This window comes from Lachnoanaerobaculum sanguinis, from assembly GCF_033242365.1.
In the GTDB taxonomy this organism is placed as follows: Bacteria; Bacillota; Clostridia; order Lachnospirales; family Lachnospiraceae; genus Lachnoanaerobaculum; species Lachnoanaerobaculum sanguinis.
In genome coordinates this window covers 89,812-105,629 of record NZ_BTHK01000007.1, presented here as the reverse complement: position 1 = coordinate 105,629, position 15,818 = coordinate 89,812, and the positions used below count along the sequence as shown (strand labels likewise).

The following is a 15,818-nucleotide window of genomic DNA, read 5'->3' as shown; positions in this document are numbered from 1 at the left end:
TCCTTTCCGTGTACAGTGAAAATAATTTTACCAATCTGTTAATACAAGCGTTTTTTCAAAAGGTCGTAAGTTCTTAATAGATTTATCATCCACCGTCGACGTTTATATGGATAATACTGTCTTTTTTAAGTTCTCTTATTTACCCTTTCACTATATTAATGCACGAGAACTTCATTTTATTGCATTGTTTTTAAATTTTTTTATTTTTTTAATATCATAGCTTTTATAAAACTATAACTGTAACGAAGGTTTAATCAGGTAGACTCTTCTTCTTAGAAAACGGGCTCAAATCTATAAATAATTTCTTCAGTTCACTTGTATCCCTAAACTCTTTAAATAAATACTCTAAAAGCTCTTCCTGCCTTGGCTGCCCCAAAGTCAATCTATAGAAGGAAAGTATTTTAATCAATCTCTCATAATTTAATTCATCCTTACTCAAAGGATACATCGGCAAAAGTCTTTCAATTTTTATACTCTGATTCTTTCCGAAACACCAAAACGGAATAAGTTCGGATTGCCCCTCTTTCCTTTCTTTCACTGCCGCTTCAAAAAGTTCTTTCCATATATCTTTCTCAAACATTGTATTCATACCATATTTATCCGCTACATTCTGTCTTATCGCCAAACATTTAAACCTGTTTATTCTGCCTTCTCTTTGTTCAAGATCTATAGGATTACTTGGCAGGTTCCAATGCATTATGACACGGCAGTAGTTATGAAAATCAAGGCCCTCCTGACCGATGGAAGTAGTAGACAATACAAAGGGACGCATCGGAGAGTTAAAAGCATTTCTTATATTTTCTTTTCTTATAACGATCTTGGCATTATCTCCCTTCTCATTACCAAATCCTACCGCATAGCTTGATCTAATCCTACATTCATCCCCTATTTCATTTGTACCGGTAATTCGCTTCTTAAAATCCGCATAAGTATCAATGGCATATGTGGCTGTACGTATATTTAATGATTCAACCATCATATTATGCACGAGAGAGTTTGTATCAACATCATCTTGAGAGCCTACACTTTCTCTCAACATATGAATATATTCATCAATCATAGCCTGAAAGCATCCGTCTTTACAGTATTTAAGGACATTTTGCCAATGTGAATTATCATCCCTACACCTTCCATATGCAAGGTCAATAATGGCTGTGGATTCCGGAAGATTGAAATTATTCAGAAAAATTTTTGCCAGTGATGTAGCCATTTCTCTGTTTCCCAAATTTGAACGATATATGCAAACAGCCGGTGAGCCTAAAACCATATTTATCAGTGTTTCTACCAAGTCATCAGGCATTCTGCCAAGATGTATTTCTTCCGGGTATTCAAGGTAATTTTGAAGTTTTTCAATATGGGCTTTAAACCCCTTGTTTCCTTTATCTTTTGGATTATCCGCTACATCAAAGTTTTCATACTCATTATCTGTATTTTGATTCGCTAAAATATTCTCTGCCCAATCTTTCGCGTAATCAAATCCATCCATAAGTATAGGTGCAAGATAATACCACCTTGTATCTTCCTTCTTTTTAGAAAAATCCCCATACTTTTCTTCTAATACCCTAAGTTTACCTGTTAATCTATTTCTTATAGACTTTTCTATATCTTTCAAAGATTCATGCTTATTAAGCGATTCAACAGGTGAGTACATATCTGCCAGTACCTTTGAGGGATAAATCAGTGTAAGTAAATTCACACCTCTCACTTCACCGTTTGAAGTATTAAATCTAAGCCTTGGGGAAGGATATTTCCTCGTGCCTTTTGCAAAATAACCTGTATTTTTTACATCTTTATTTTTTATTTGATTTACAAGCTTTCCAACTGTAAGCCTTTCCGCCTCATACGATAACATAACGCCTATCATTCTGGGCACCATCTCCCATGCTGAAAAGACAAGTATTTTAGAAAAACCTTTGCTGTTTTTATATACCCCCTGCAACTCATAGTATGGCATTGAAGGTGGAATCCATAGATATTTTTCTGCACCGTTAATAAATGCTTTCTCTTTTAAAACCTCCAGTCTTGCATTTGTCTTTGGGAGTTCTTCATATTTACTGATTTTACTTCGGCTTAACCACAGCAGATTTTGAACTCTTTCACTCTCAAGCTCATATTTATTTTTGCGATAGTACCTTTCAATTTGTTCTTTAATCTTATATTTTCTCATAAATGACATTAGATAGGGGCAACTCTTTACATAATCTATCGGACAGCTATCACCTACTTTGGTATTTGACAATAAAGCAGACATCTGTATATAGGAATTTATATCATTTTCATTTACCTGCAAATGGTATTTAATACTGCCGTCATCTATAAAGTCTCCTGTATCCATAACAGATATACGCTCCGTCCTGCTGACACCTTGATACATGGCGTCTTCAGCTAAATTTTTTAACTCGATAACGGTAGCGTCCACCAACTTCGTCTCTCTGAGTACAACAGAATAATTCGTCCATATTTTCTTAAACTCACCGTATTTTGTATCATCATTAAAGATAAATTTCATAACCTGCAAGAATTCCTCAAAATGTTCATAACCCTGTGACTCATCTATCTCTTCCGGTGTGTAATACAGCTTATACGGAGTCGCAGACATAAGAAGCACCTTTGTATTTCTACCGCTGAAAAATCTTTTAGCAAGTATACCTATTTCACTGTCTTCATCTGATATAAGGAACTTAAATCTTTGAAACTCATCCATAATTACAAGGTCAGGTTCCAACATAGATACACTTATCTTCGCAAACATAACTCTAAGCTTATTCATTACTGCATAGTACGAGTATGAAAGTTCTCTCTTATACCTTATCTCCTTTAAATGCTCCAGTATAATTTCTCTTATTTCCTCAAATTCTTCACTGCATATCTTATCAATTATATTTTTAGGATAGATACCTCCTGTAGTCTCTTCACATTGTGCCACACGACTCTCATAATTGTATTTTTCACTACTCTCCCATGACTTTATTGCGCCATGTATCATAAAATCTTCAAGGGTTTTTATATGAGCTTTAAAATCAGGAATCCGCTTTAAGATTGCAAAAATCAAAGCTCTTTCCTGTACACTTCCGCCTCCCGATGTCATTTTAAACGAGGTTTCCGGTGTAAGAGGAATAAGCTGTATAAATCCGTCTTTTATAGCCTCATCACTTGCTTGTTCCATAATCTTTAGATGTTGCATGGATAATCTCGTATCAGATACAGATTCAACGATATTTCTGCCTGTGATATCAAGCTTTCTGATATTTTGATTTGCTATGTTCTGATTTGAACAGATATAAACCACCTTGCATAGATTGCACTTTTCTTCAATTTTTTGTCTCGCCGTCTTTACAATAACACCCCTGCCGATAAGCGTCTTACCCATACCGACCTCATCTGCAACAAGCACATGATTCTGCATATTTCTGAAAAGATAATCAACGCGCTTAACAGTTTCCGCCTGAAAATCCTTCAACATATTCATAGTGCGCTTTTCAATCTCATCTATATCAAACTGTGTCATACATAATCCTTTATTGTATTCTCAATTTTAGAGTACTGCAAAATGTTTCATATAGTCTGCGAAATTCATCCGGTATAATTTCACTGTCATTAACCATCTTAAGTACATATCCGATATCTTTTATCTTTTCAGGTTCTGTCACTGCCACCTTCAGCATTTTCTCATAGATTGCAGGCATGATACCGCTTTTCTTACTGAAAATTCCTGATTCTCTTATTTGCTTTCCCTCAATCATAGATAAAATATAGTCATCACCAAGTACAAGTGAAATATATTCTATAAAAGATACTTTGTCTCCTATAATGCTGTTTACCACTATATTTTCTCGTTTATCAGGAAAACCGATTGTGGGAATCATGATAATCCTGTTGAGTACAGTATCACCTGACTTAATTTCCACTTTATAAAACTCTGATAATTGCAATATATCCATGTCCAAAAACTCCACATACTCGGACAAGATATGTTTCCTTTTTGAATTAATCGGTGAAATCATTATATTTTCATCTGTATCAATACCGGTAAATTCTATTTTTATATTGTATCTATCTGTATTGGATTCGTCTTTTGAAATATAAGCAATTTTCTTTGTACGACATAGATACTTTATTTTATCTTCCAATATATCTTTTTTAATATCTGCCGTGTCATCTATTGCACTTTCTATCGTAACCTGCTCAAAAGGATTTTTTGTATCATCTGCATTCCCACAAAATATATCATCCAAAAACCTTTCGCCGTTAAGATGTTTATTCTTTGTACTAAGCTTTACCATCATTTCCACATTTTTATTGATTGCAGAATATGATGCATTCATAGAACCAAGATACAGATCCACATCGGCATATTTTCTTCTCAAATATATCTTTGCATGAATATCCTGTTTTCTTTTATCCGATGACTCATCCGAGATCTCATCTTCTCCGTCTATGATTTCATCTTTTAATGTATAGATGGTAAAATTATTGACATCACACTCTCTTAATTTCCCAAGTTCAGATCTCCTTGTAATAAGTGTTCTGCTGCACTCAGACAATGCCCTGTCTGAAAGGTTAAAATCTGCAATTACACTCCCCGATAAGAAAGGTGACATTATAACAAGCTCATTAAATGTAGAATCTGCATTACCTCTTTGCGTGCAAAACAATTTATCATTTTCTATTTTGTATGCCTTTTCTCCAATGCCCAGAGGTAGTATTTCAAAATTCTCTCCAAATACCTTACTGTCAAGTGAGAAGGAAATATCTTTGATTTCTTTCATCATTTTGCGAATAAGATTTCTTTTCTTTAAGTAATCAATACATTGTTTATTCACGTTTAAAGCCAAATACTCCAAAAAATTACATATCGGTGCACTTTTTCTTTTTTGTCTGACCTTCTTACTGCTATCCATTGCAAAACTGATATCCCAGCTTCTGTCAAATGTCAGATTTCTGCTCATCACTACAAAACGATACTTCCTGTCTCCCTCGCTGTTTATATAAGACAACATCCAAGTTTTAGGGTGAAACGCAGGATATCTGCCCACACCTTTATCCTTAGGTAATGCAACTTCCACCACTATTTTTTCAAGTAAAACAGATAATGCTGTAGGCTTCGAAGGTGCTTTGATTTGCCCGGCTTCGCAAAAAAGTATCAGTCTGTCTGATACTTTCTGTAGCGCATTCAGCATACATATAGGATTTTGCATCAGTCTGCTGTCCACCTCCTCAGATAATCCGAGGCAAACAGCCACCGATGTCAGAGCTTCCAAATCCAGTGAATAGGTTGTTCCTACCGCACTTTCCAATTTATAACCCTTTGGCGGCATTAAAATATTACCGTAATCAGTCCTGTCACTGTTTGAATCAGGTCTAAACATATACTTATCTCCAATTATAGATGTCGTTTATAATCCTTCTTGCATTAAAAAATCTGTAGTCAAGTTCTTTACCGCCTACCCATTTGGAATGATCAAATTCCTTTGTTCTCATTAACTTTGCCCGTGCGCTTCCCTTTAAATGCAGTTCTCTCTTACGTATTATTTCATCTGCCAAATCGATATCTTCAGTCATAAATGCGCTTTGTATATCACAAAGAAATTTCTTTGTTCTGATATTTATAAGCTTTAATTTAAAAAATACCTCATCCAAATTAACTTGAGCTCGATATTTAATATCATTTCTTACTCTTTTCCATTCACTGATAGTATCTTTATTCTCACCTTCCGATAACATAAGATTATATCTTACCCTTGCCATATATATTAATTTGTTGAAGTCACATGCCAGTTTCATCATATCCGCCGTTTCGCTATCAACCTTATCTGAAATTGCATATCTTAAAGACTCAAAACTGTCGTATTCATTAAGGATAATCTTATTTTTAAGTATATACTCCAAAAGAGACCCCCTTGTCTCCTTTTGAATCTGCCTGTTAAGATACTCAGACTCTTCTTTTGTGAGATCGATTGTAAGATTTTCTCTCCAATCATTATCATATGAAGGCAGACTCCAAAACTTTATACTGTCTATATTTCCGGCATCCATATCATCAGTGTTATTTTCTTCCTCGTCATAAGTATGTTTATCAGATTTAATATCAGATTTTCGCTTTTCAATCTCTATTGCGAGTGATATATATTCACGTATCGACAAGTCTTTATCACAAAATATCCTATATCTTTTAATTCCGTTCCAGTATATGTCGGAAGGTCTTCTCGACACCCATCCCTTGGGAAGAACTCTGCTTCCGATAACACCTTCAACTTTAGAATCTGAATTTAGCAATCTTTTCGCACAGTCTTTTTCATCAGCATCTATTTCTGTTAGGATTCTGTCTATATCCTTGCCGTATCTGCCGTCAACCGCATCTTTCAATATATATGGAACTATAAAAAAATATTTTGCTCTTGTCTGTACTGTAGATGTTCCCGGGAAAAAGCAGTTTGCAAAGGCATCTCTGACAGTCCCTATCCCAAGCTCATCAACCGTCCCCTGCTCACTTAGAAGATTGATAACATCCAGTGCCTTTTGTCTGTCTTCTTTTGAAAAATCAATCCATCCTAATTGCATAGTCTTCCTTTTTAGTGCGTATTATGCTTCTATAAGTATCTTCCACTTACCGTTTCGTTTTCCATTCTCTCTAGCAATTAAACCTTTTTCCTGCATTTCTACGGTACATCTCTTAATTGTTCTCTCTGACTTCCCTACAATCTCCGAAATCTGCTTTTGAGTTAATGCCGGATTAATTTTTAAGGCATTTATAATAGCTAATTCTTCCAAAGACATTTCCAAAGTGCCATTTTGGCACTTTGAAACTGATTTGTTGGCACTTTGAATGGCACTTTGTCCATCAAAATCAATATGCATATATCGATTTTTCAAATCGTGCTTCGTATCTATTAAAAGATTTTCAAAGAATAATTCAAGAAATTCACTTGTAGCATGAATACCTTCTCTTAGATTGTTATAATTTGCTCGTACTAAAGCATTTCTAAAATACCATGAATTTTGGGCAAATGTATCGTTACTTATGGTAAAACCGAATGTCTTTAAGTATTTAATAATAAATACTGCAGTTGATCTTGTATTTCCTTCTCCAAACGGATGGATTTGCCATATTCCTGATGTGAATTTGGCAAAATGTCTAATGGCCTCCTGTATATTCAGTCCCTTATAGGAAAAGTTCTTCTCCTGTGAAAAGTCATAATCAAGCGTAGCCCTGATACTGTCAAATGATGCATACAGTACTGTATCTCCCTTAAGTACCCACTCATTTTTGGTAATATTGTAATCTCTTATTCTTCCGGCATAATGAAGTACACCTTCAAATAATTTACGATGAATATTTTGTAATTCTACCGGTGAAAATTGAAAGGTCTTCTCTCCCAGTAATTTTGCAATTCTTACAGATACAATATCCGCTTCTTTAGTATCTGCTTCCACACCATCACTGTCTTTTCTCTCTTTATAATAACTGCTTATAAGTCTATCTGCTTCAGAAATGCTGATTTTACCTTCAATATGATCTTTTGCAGTTTCAATCAAATATTTTGAAGGCTTAAGTCCGTCTACATCCTGAAGCCCGATAGCAGTTTTCCATGCATTACTCTTTTCAACCTTATCCGGTTCACCTTGGCGTATATATTCGTTTAGCTCAAGATTCCAGTTCTTATCCGTCAAAACATCACCTCCCAACATACATCAATATATAACTACTCTGTCCTACTTCTATGTAATATGTAGTTCCTATTTACACAATATAATATTATGATGCACTTAAGTAAAAACCAGTATAATTTAAAAATATAACGGCATATTTATATCATTCTTTAAAATAATAAAATCTAGTTATCTCCTGATAATTCTCTGATTTTGTCAAAAATATCAGTACAGTATCCACTATAGTTTTTTTATTTCTAAATGTTGTATGTAGATAATCTTCAGTTGGATTAACTACTACATCACTATCGACTTTCACTTCAAACATTACTTTTAAATAACTATCACCACTTATATCAGACTTTTGTACAAGAGGTCCTGCCATATACTCTCCATTTTCTCCAACTACTTCACGAACTGAATCTTCCTGAATACTTGGCAAACTCACTGATACACTTAGGTCATATTCGCCTTTTCAAAGTTCCTTTGGAATTATGATTAACTTTACTTAGTGTAAGCATCAAAACTATTTAGTTGTAAATATTTCTTCAAACGCATAAAGTACTGTTTTGTCCATACTTTCTAACACTGACAATATCTTCTGATAATCCTTTACTTCTTTCTGCACTGATGTATTATTCTTTATTTTTTCTTTTTTAATTTCAGTAAAAATAGACCATAATTCATCTTTATTATATAAATGAACCCTTTTTTCAATCAAGTCTAAAACTCTTTCTATATTATATCTCTTAACACTTTCAAATAGATTATAATATAAAGCTTTCTCCTCATCTGTTGATACTAATTTATCACCATGCATATCTTCGAGTTTAGTTAGCCAGTATTTTTTATCATAATTTTCATAAATCTGGCTGTTATTATTCATCTTTATTAACATGTAATGATACTCTTCCTCTTTATAAGATTCTTTACATAACTCTATATACATAAAATTTCTTTTTGCATCTTCAAAACTATATGCTCCTGTACAGTAATCTATCAAAAATTTTCTAAACTCCTTTGCATATCCATAAAATTCTGCTTGTTTTAGCATAATATCTAAATCTATTTCACGTATATAGATTTCCTTTTTGTATTTAATTATAGTATCAAAATTTTTACTAATATAATCCGGTTTTAGGAAAATAGCAACTGCTTCTAACTTTATTTGTTCTTGTTCAAGTTCAAAATTTTCCCCTTGTTGATTTTCTTTTACATACATATTTTTAATTGATGATTGTATAATACTCTTACTGTAGTCATTTAAACAATTATATATACCTGGGTTCAGCTCTATGAACTTAATAAAATTTATAATTCTACTTATATAATTAAACTCTAAAATTGCACAAGACTCTGTACCTGTATATCCCTTACTATTACACCAACTGCTAAATGTTTCAACTTGAATCTTATTCAAAAGTTTATCTTCATTATCCTTAATAATTTTCTGATAACCTTTACTATCACCATTATATATATATATTAGACCCAATAAATTCGAGTCTCTATTTCTAGTAGTGTCACCATCATCCCATATAAATACCGATTGCCACAAAAACTTAAAAAGCTCATTTTTTCTTGCCTGAGTCATTCTATTTAAATATTTATTATATACGTACTTTTTAAACCCTGTTTCTCCAACTCTTGAATAATATCCTTTTAAATCTTCTACAATTTTTATATATAAATCTCTTCTTCCAAGGATAGCATCCCTTAAAAATACTATCTCAAATGCCTTTCTTATCAGGTCCCCAGCAGTTTCTTTTCTTATAGGCTTTAAAGTAAGTTCTTCACTTTCATTAATTATAGGATGAGCAGCATAATTTCTCTCCTTTTTCAAATGTTTAAGTTCTTCTTTTTCTACCTCAGATATAATTTTCATAACTTTACATATCGCATCTATAAGATCATTTTCCCAGCTTGGATCAAATGGATTTTTTTTCTGTTTTTGTTTTATATCATTATATATATCCTTCGCTTCTTCTTCGTCATACACATCTTTTAATGTAATTAACTTTTGCATAAGATCAAATATCAATGTTGTATATAGGGCAACCACACTTGCTCTATAATTCCCATTCCTGTAACATGATACAACCTCTTCTAAGTACTCTTTTGTTTTAGGATTTACAACCTTTTCCATTTGATCTTCTAATATAAATGTTTCCATTATAGTAGCCTCCTATATAATTGAATTATTTAATTAAAATATATCATATACCTCTTCTCGCTTCAATTTCCTCTCCATCACCACCACACTCTCCGTATGATAACTCCTCGAAAACTGATCCACCACCGTAAGTTTCTTTAACTCATACTCCTTCTCACACAACATCTTTAGATCCCTTGCCAGTGTAGATGAATCGCAGCTTACATATACTATTCTCTTTGGTAACAACTTCAGCATTGTTTCTATTGCAAGCTTATCGAGGCCCTTTCTTGGAGGGTCTACCACTATTACATCTATATCTTTTATATTGCCGTTTTCGTATTCGCCTGTGATTATCTCTTCTGCCTTGCCTACAAAGAATTTTACATTTTCTATATTGTTAAGCTTTGCGTTCTCTCTTGCATTTTGTATGGCGGCATCCACTATTTCAACACCGTAGACAAACTTTGCGGACTTTGCAAGGAAAAGTGAAATCGTACCTATACCGCAGTACATATCCCAGACTGTTTCTTTACCTGTAAGATCAGCATATTCCAAAGCTTTACCGTACAGCTTTTTAGTCTGTACAGGGTTTACCTGATAGAATGACTGTGGCGATATTCTAAACTTTACATCGCCTATATAATCTTCTATATATCCGTTGCCATAAAGAGTAACTGTTGTATCTCCCAATATAACATTGGTATTCTTTTTATTTATATTGATTGAAACAGACTTTAAATTACTTCCAAGTGCGCTGCATAGTCTCTCTACAAGCTTATCACTATGTGAAAGATTGTTTGCATTTATAACTATGCACACCATCAGCTCACCTGTGGCAAATCCCTTTCTGATAAGCACATGTCTTACTATACCTTTGCCGCTCTCCTCATCATAGGCAGGAATATTATACTTCTCCATAAAATCAAGCACAGTCTTAAGCACAGTCTTATTTTCTTCTATACCGATTATACAGTCATCAAACTCAACTATACTGTGAGTTCTGCCTGCAAAATATCCTGTAATATTTTTGCCGTTCTTTCTTCCGAACGGAAATTGGGATTTATTTCTGTATCTTATCGGATCTTCCATACCGATAATTTCTTCTATCTCTACATTTGAGAGGTCAAATCCGCCTATTCTTTTTAGATGATTTTCCACTTTGTTTTGCTTTAGTCTAAGCTCTGCACTATAATCAAGGCTTTGTAATGTACATCCGCCACAGCTTCTTGCCACCGGACATTTTGCCTCTATTCTGTCGGGACTCTCCTTAATAATGCTTTCAAGTCTTGCATATCCGTAGCTTTTCTTTGTTTTCATCACCTTTGCTGTGACTTTATCTCCGATAACAGTATCTTTTATAAACCATGTGAAGGCATCGGTTTTTCCGATGCCTTCGCCATTTTCTCCAAAGTCTGTTATATCAACTGTTATAATTTCACCTTTTTTGTAACTTGCCGTATTATCAGTTCTCATATATCTCCATTACTAAACTTATAAGACTGTTTTGATAATCAGTCTACGTTCTCGAATTTATATTATACACTTGTCTTTCTGTAATTGCTCTCAAGTAATTTATTATAACCGAGCCATCCTGTAGCTCCGTCCTGTCCCTGTGCCAACAGCTCAATAAATGTCTCCATCTTTGCATCCGCATTATCTGCAAGATTGAGTGCCAAAGCTTCTATAAGCGCAGGTTTTTTAGGTGAGCCGTATTCAAGCTCTCCGTGATGAGCCAGTATACAATGTATCAGCTCATTTGAAAGCTTCTTCGGGAATCCCGGAATCTTATCAATTTGAGTTTTTAATATCTCCACACCTATTACAATATGTCCCACGAGCTGACCTTCATCGGTATAATCGTTTGCCGGGAATGCCGACAACTCTCTGGTCTTTCCTATATCATGGCAAAGTGCGGATGTGATAAGAAGATCATGATTTAACGACTCATAGTTATCACAAAAATATTCACAAAGCTTCACCACTCCCAGAGTATGCTCAAGTAATCCTCCAAGAAAACCGTGATGCACGGTCTTTGCTGCCGATGATGCTTTAAATGTAGATTGAAATTCAAGGTCCTCTATAAAAATAGCGGTCAAAAGCTTATTCAAGAAAGGATTCTTTACTGATTTTATCTTTTCTTTTAACTCTACAAACATTTTTTCAATGTCTTTTTTAGATACCGGTACATAGTCTGATGCTGTATATTCCTTTGCATCAGCCTCTCTTATTCTTGCAACCTTCAGCTGCAATGTATTGTTAAAAGAAGTAACTTCAGCGTCAACCACTACAAAGGTCATAGCATCTACATCAGAGATACCGGGAGAATAAAGATCCCATATCTTTGCATCAATGCTTCCTGTCTTGTCTTGCAAACTGAGGCTGGCATATTCCTTACCTGTCTTGGATACTGCAATAGTTTTCGTTTTACACAGATAAACCTCTGAAATATGCATTCCTTCTTTTAAGCTTTCAATAAATTTCATTTTCTACCCTTCTAGCTCCTGGCACCAATAGTTGTCTCAAAATTCAATTCTGTAAATCCGTCTTTTCCCGAACGATTTACCTTGATATTTACTACTTGGTTTGGTTTTAGCTTTTCCATTATATTTTTAAACCCTGTTATTGAGTTTACTTCCTCATTACCGATCATGGAAATTATATCTCCGGATTGTATCCCTATATTATAGGCCGGTGAATCCGCCCTGACTTCTGATACATAGATACCGCTTGGCATACCCTCAGGCGCTTTGTCCTTGTCTATATCAAGTGCACGAACTCCCAAGTATGCCGATCCTACACCGTTTGTCATATTTTCAATCAGCACCTTCAAATCGGATATACCATATGCCATTGATATGGATGAGCTGTCATCCAGATTGGAGACTACACCTACCAGATTCCCTGATGTATCCAGCAAAAATGTTCCTATACTGTCCAGATGTTTGTCACAGTATATTACTCTTCCGTATCCGTCAAAAAAGCTGGCATTCTTATCAATTACAGTTATATTCCCGATATCGATACTTCTTGATACTCCCACCGGACTGCCTACCGCCAATATAAAAGCACCTTTTTTTAGCTGATATGAATTCCCAAGTACAACCGGTTCAATGTTTTTTATCTTTTCTTCCATTGAAGAGATATCTACAGAGAGTATCATTAAATTTGTCAGCCCGTCACTTCCGATTACTGTAGCCTCTTGATTACTTCCATCAAAAAAAGCAACTTTTATTCCACTCTCTTTTTCCATATTTGGAGCCAAAACAATAAGGCTATCACCCGACTTTGCTATTATGATTCCCGAACAACTGCTTTCATTTTGCAATGTGTTGTTGAACCAGTCAGTGTCTGTGGTGACGGCACTTATTTTTACAATAGTATTATCTTTTTTTTCTGCAACCTTACTCAGGCTCTCATACATCTGCACCAAATTCTTTTCGTTCAAATCAATACTTTCTATAGCAGATGCAACTATGTCTTCCACCTGTTCTGAAGATTCCGCTTCCTCACTACTCTCAACTGTAGTTTCTTCCTTTGGAATCTCAATAGTGGTCTTTGTCTTTTTGCTTAGTATGTTTTTGTTTATAATATGTGATGTCAATGCCATACTTGGTCCTGCAACCATTCCAAAAACAATAGCAAGGCAAGCCGCTGAGACAGCCTTTTTATTACGGGCTTTTTTATCCTCTATAATCGTCTGTTTTATAAAAGGATTTTTCTCATCAGGCTCATGTTCTTTTTTTGTATTTGGCATAAAAACCCTCTGCTTTCAGGATGTATTACATAATACCTCGCTCTCCCTAAGAACGATTATAATGGTTTAAGGTCGATTTATCAAGCAAATGTAATATAGATTTAACACAAAATACATATAACTATTATAGCTGAATCTATATAATTATAAGCTTTATAATCTCTTCTGTGTTTCTCTCTTTAGGATATAATAAAGTCCTGCCGCTACCGGTACTGCAACCAGTACACCGAATATTCCGCCAATACTTCCTCCAAGTGAAACCGCAACAATAACCCACATGCCGGGAAGTCCTACAGAGCTTCCTACAACTCTCGGATATATTATATTATTTTCAAATTGTTGTACCAATGTGTGAACTATTATAAATATTATCATGCTCTGCACGGATTTTGTAAGTATCATCAATGCACCGATAAAGAGTCCTGCATATGCACCGATAACCGGTATAAGTGCAGTCACACCGACTAAAATAGAAATAGATGAAGCATATGGTAATCTTGCTATAGACATAACTATGTATAATAATACACCAAGTATTATCGCCTCTTTTACCTGACTGACAAAATACTTCTTAAAACTGTTATCAAAAACACTTATAATATCAATAATAAAGTCTCTTTTTGAGGGAAGAAATGCTTTTAGCAGCTTATCTCCCTGTACTCTCAGCTTTTCCTTATCCACAAGTATATATATTGCAAAAACAATTGCCATAAATAAAGAAAATATCGTATTAAAAAATCCTGATATACCGCTTAATATTCCGCTCAGTACATTTCCGACACCTGACATTACCTCTTTAATCAGCCTTGTCATATAGCCTGCTATGTCTATATTGTTGGTGTCAATATTAAACATCTTTAAAATATTATTTATCTGCTCATTTTTCCCGATATCAACTATTATCTGCTTTAAATCACTTGGATTAGTGTACATTATAGAAAACGATATTTTTACAAGCTGCGGAATAATTATTCCAAGAAGCAATGCTATCACAAGCATAAAGGTAAGAAAAGACAAAGTTATTGATATCATTCTTATGATTTTTTTGTTATGAAATTTTTTTAGGAGTAAATCTTCATACGCATCCATAAGAATATTTATAATATATGCCATTATGGCTCCCACCACAAATGGTATCAATGCTTTGGTTATATTTTTTATATAGCCTTCAACAACATTAAAATATCTGACTATTCCATATATTAAAATAGTGCCTATCATAATATAGGCTATATACTTTTTCTTTATACCGTTCACAATATTACCCTTCTGTCATTTTGCAAAGCACTATCTTATCTACTTCATCACTGATAAAGACATTTTCATCAAAAATATCCATCACTCTAAACTTTGAGTAACCTCTTGGCAATGTGATATCTAAAAGTTCCAAATCTGAAAGTCTGAGTAATTTTTGCTTACCCTTCCATTCTCCTGTTTTAAAAATAGGGGATAAAATAAGGTATTTCTTGTCCGCACTAAATTTACCTCTGACTCCATGTTTACCCGGTAGTTTTTCTAATCTTTCCTCTCCCCAAATTTTCTTTTTATACACTCCGTCTTTAGTTATTTCCACATACCAATAATACTTAAACGAACTCAGTCCGCATGGATTTACAGTATCAGCCTCCAAGAATACATATATAGCGTCATCCTTTATCATCATACTTCCAATTTGTGGATAGTTATATTTAAAATCCATCTTATAATACAGCCCGTCGGCCTCAGACAATGAATTTAAAAATTTTTTCATTGTATTTTCTGTTGTAAATACCGGCTGTAGTATGTCTTCAAATTTTATTGTATTTTTGTCTTTATCATATTTAAAAAATGTAAAGCTGTTGGCAGCCATAGCCTCTACACTTACACGACAAATAACCGGAAAATTTTCATTCTCTCCCAAAGTTGATATCTCTGTTATATTTTCTGCAATACAAGGTTTTTCTATATTTATAGGAGTAAATTCTTCATCATATTCTCCCATTTTCCATGCCTCATTTTCACTGATTAAAATAATACCGTCATCTGTATTAAGCAAGAGTTTACTGCTTCTTTTATTTTCTGTATTAATCGGAATAAACTTATATTCATTATCCCTTAACCATAAAACACCGTTATTCTCACCACAGTAAATAACAAACTCATCCTTTGCTCTGGCAAAATGATTCTTTGAATATATCGGTGCAAACTTATATGATACCTCCGAAAGTTTTATATTCTCTACCTGCCACTCAGAAAGCTTTTCAAATTTTATTTCCATAG

Annotated in this window: 11 protein-coding genes; all 11 read right to left on the bottom strand. The window is 34.1% G+C overall.

Features of this window, described 5'->3' with window-relative positions; all coding sequences use genetic code 11:
* Window positions 1-250 precede the first annotated feature (250 nt).
* On the bottom strand, window positions 251-3,508 hold the full coding sequence (locus SBH76_RS06290) for a helicase C-terminal domain-containing protein (protein ID WP_317977193.1): 3,258 nt from the start codon (window positions 3,506-3,508) through the stop codon (window positions 251-253).
* A 10-nt stretch (window positions 3,509-3,518) separates the two neighbouring features.
* On the bottom strand, window positions 3,519-5,369 hold the full coding sequence (locus SBH76_RS06285; protein ID WP_317977192.1) for a phospholipase D family protein: 1,851 nt from the start codon (window positions 5,367-5,369) through the stop codon (window positions 3,519-3,521).
* A 4-nt stretch (window positions 5,370-5,373) separates the two neighbouring features.
* Window positions 5,374-6,561 carry a DUF6361 family protein gene (locus tag SBH76_RS06280; protein WP_317977191.1) on the bottom strand — a complete coding sequence of 396 codons (1,188 nt, stop codon included), beginning with the start codon at window positions 6,559-6,561 and terminating at the stop codon, window positions 5,374-5,376.
* A gap of 21 nt (window positions 6,562-6,582) precedes the next feature.
* Window positions 6,583-7,689 carry a Fic family protein gene (locus tag SBH76_RS06275; RefSeq protein ID WP_317977190.1) on the bottom strand — a complete coding sequence of 369 codons (1,107 nt, stop codon included), beginning with the start codon at window positions 7,687-7,689 and terminating at the stop codon, window positions 6,583-6,585.
* A 124-nt stretch (window positions 7,690-7,813) separates the two neighbouring features.
* The gene (locus tag SBH76_RS06270; RefSeq protein WP_317977189.1) at window positions 7,814-8,092 is read right to left on the bottom strand and encodes a hypothetical protein; all 279 of its coding nucleotides are present in this window, start codon (window positions 8,090-8,092) and stop codon (window positions 7,814-7,816) included.
* An 84-nt stretch (window positions 8,093-8,176) separates the two neighbouring features.
* A complete protein-coding gene (locus SBH76_RS06265; RefSeq protein WP_317977188.1) occupies window positions 8,177-9,823 on the bottom strand; it encodes a hypothetical protein in 1,647 nt (548 codons plus the stop codon).
* A gap of 33 nt (window positions 9,824-9,856) precedes the next feature.
* Window positions 9,857-11,278, bottom strand: coding sequence for a 23S rRNA (uracil(1939)-C(5))-methyltransferase RlmD (rlmD, locus tag SBH76_RS06260; protein ID WP_317977187.1), 1,422 nt, complete (start codon window positions 11,276-11,278; stop codon window positions 9,857-9,859).
* Between the two features lie 62 nt (window positions 11,279-11,340).
* Window positions 11,341-12,288 carry a 3'-5' exoribonuclease YhaM family protein gene (locus tag SBH76_RS06255; protein WP_317977186.1) on the bottom strand — a complete coding sequence of 316 codons (948 nt, stop codon included), beginning with the start codon at window positions 12,286-12,288 and terminating at the stop codon, window positions 11,341-11,343.
* Between the two features lie 11 nt (window positions 12,289-12,299).
* The gene (locus SBH76_RS06250; RefSeq protein ID WP_317977185.1) at window positions 12,300-13,559 is read right to left on the bottom strand and encodes a S1C family serine protease; all 1,260 of its coding nucleotides are present in this window, start codon (window positions 13,557-13,559) and stop codon (window positions 12,300-12,302) included.
* A 153-nt stretch (window positions 13,560-13,712) separates the two neighbouring features.
* Window positions 13,713-14,816 (bottom strand): AI-2E family transporter, encoded by a 1,104-nt coding sequence (locus tag SBH76_RS06245; protein ID WP_317977184.1) that lies wholly within the window; start codon window positions 14,814-14,816, stop codon window positions 13,713-13,715.
* 4 nt (window positions 14,817-14,820) lie between these two features.
* Complete coding sequence (locus SBH76_RS06240; protein ID WP_317977183.1) at window positions 14,821-15,816, bottom strand: hypothetical protein; 996 nt, start codon at window positions 15,814-15,816, stop codon at window positions 14,821-14,823.
* Window positions 15,817-15,818: the final 2 nt, after the last annotated feature.

Coding starts and splice junctions, on each gene's coding strand:
- SBH76_RS06290 (WP_317977193.1), bottom strand. CDS start 3,508: ATGACACAGTTTGATATAGATGAGATTGAAAAGCGCACTATGAATATG.
- SBH76_RS06285 (WP_317977192.1), bottom strand. CDS start 5,369: ATGTTTAGACCTGATTCAAACAGTGACAGGACTGATTACGGTAATATT.
- SBH76_RS06280 (WP_317977191.1), bottom strand. CDS start 6,561: ATGCAATTAGGATGGATTGATTTTTCAAAAGAAGACAGACAAAAGGCA.
- SBH76_RS06275 (WP_317977190.1), bottom strand. CDS start 7,689: ATGTTGGGAGGTGATGTTTTGACGGATAAGAACTGGAATCTTGAGCTA.
- SBH76_RS06265 (WP_317977188.1), bottom strand. CDS start 9,823: ATGGAAACATTTATATTAGAAGATCAAATGGAAAAGGTTGTAAATCCT.
- rlmD (WP_317977187.1), bottom strand. CDS start 11,278: ATGAGAACTGATAATACGGCAAGTTACAAAAAAGGTGAAATTATAACA.
- SBH76_RS06255 (WP_317977186.1), bottom strand. CDS start 12,288: ATGAAATTTATTGAAAGCTTAAAAGAAGGAATGCATATTTCAGAGGTT.
- SBH76_RS06250 (WP_317977185.1), bottom strand. CDS start 13,559: ATGCCAAATACAAAAAAAGAACATGAGCCTGATGAGAAAAATCCTTTT.
- SBH76_RS06240 (WP_317977183.1), bottom strand. CDS start 15,816: ATGGAAATAAAATTTGAAAAGCTTTCTGAGTGGCAGGTAGAGAATATA.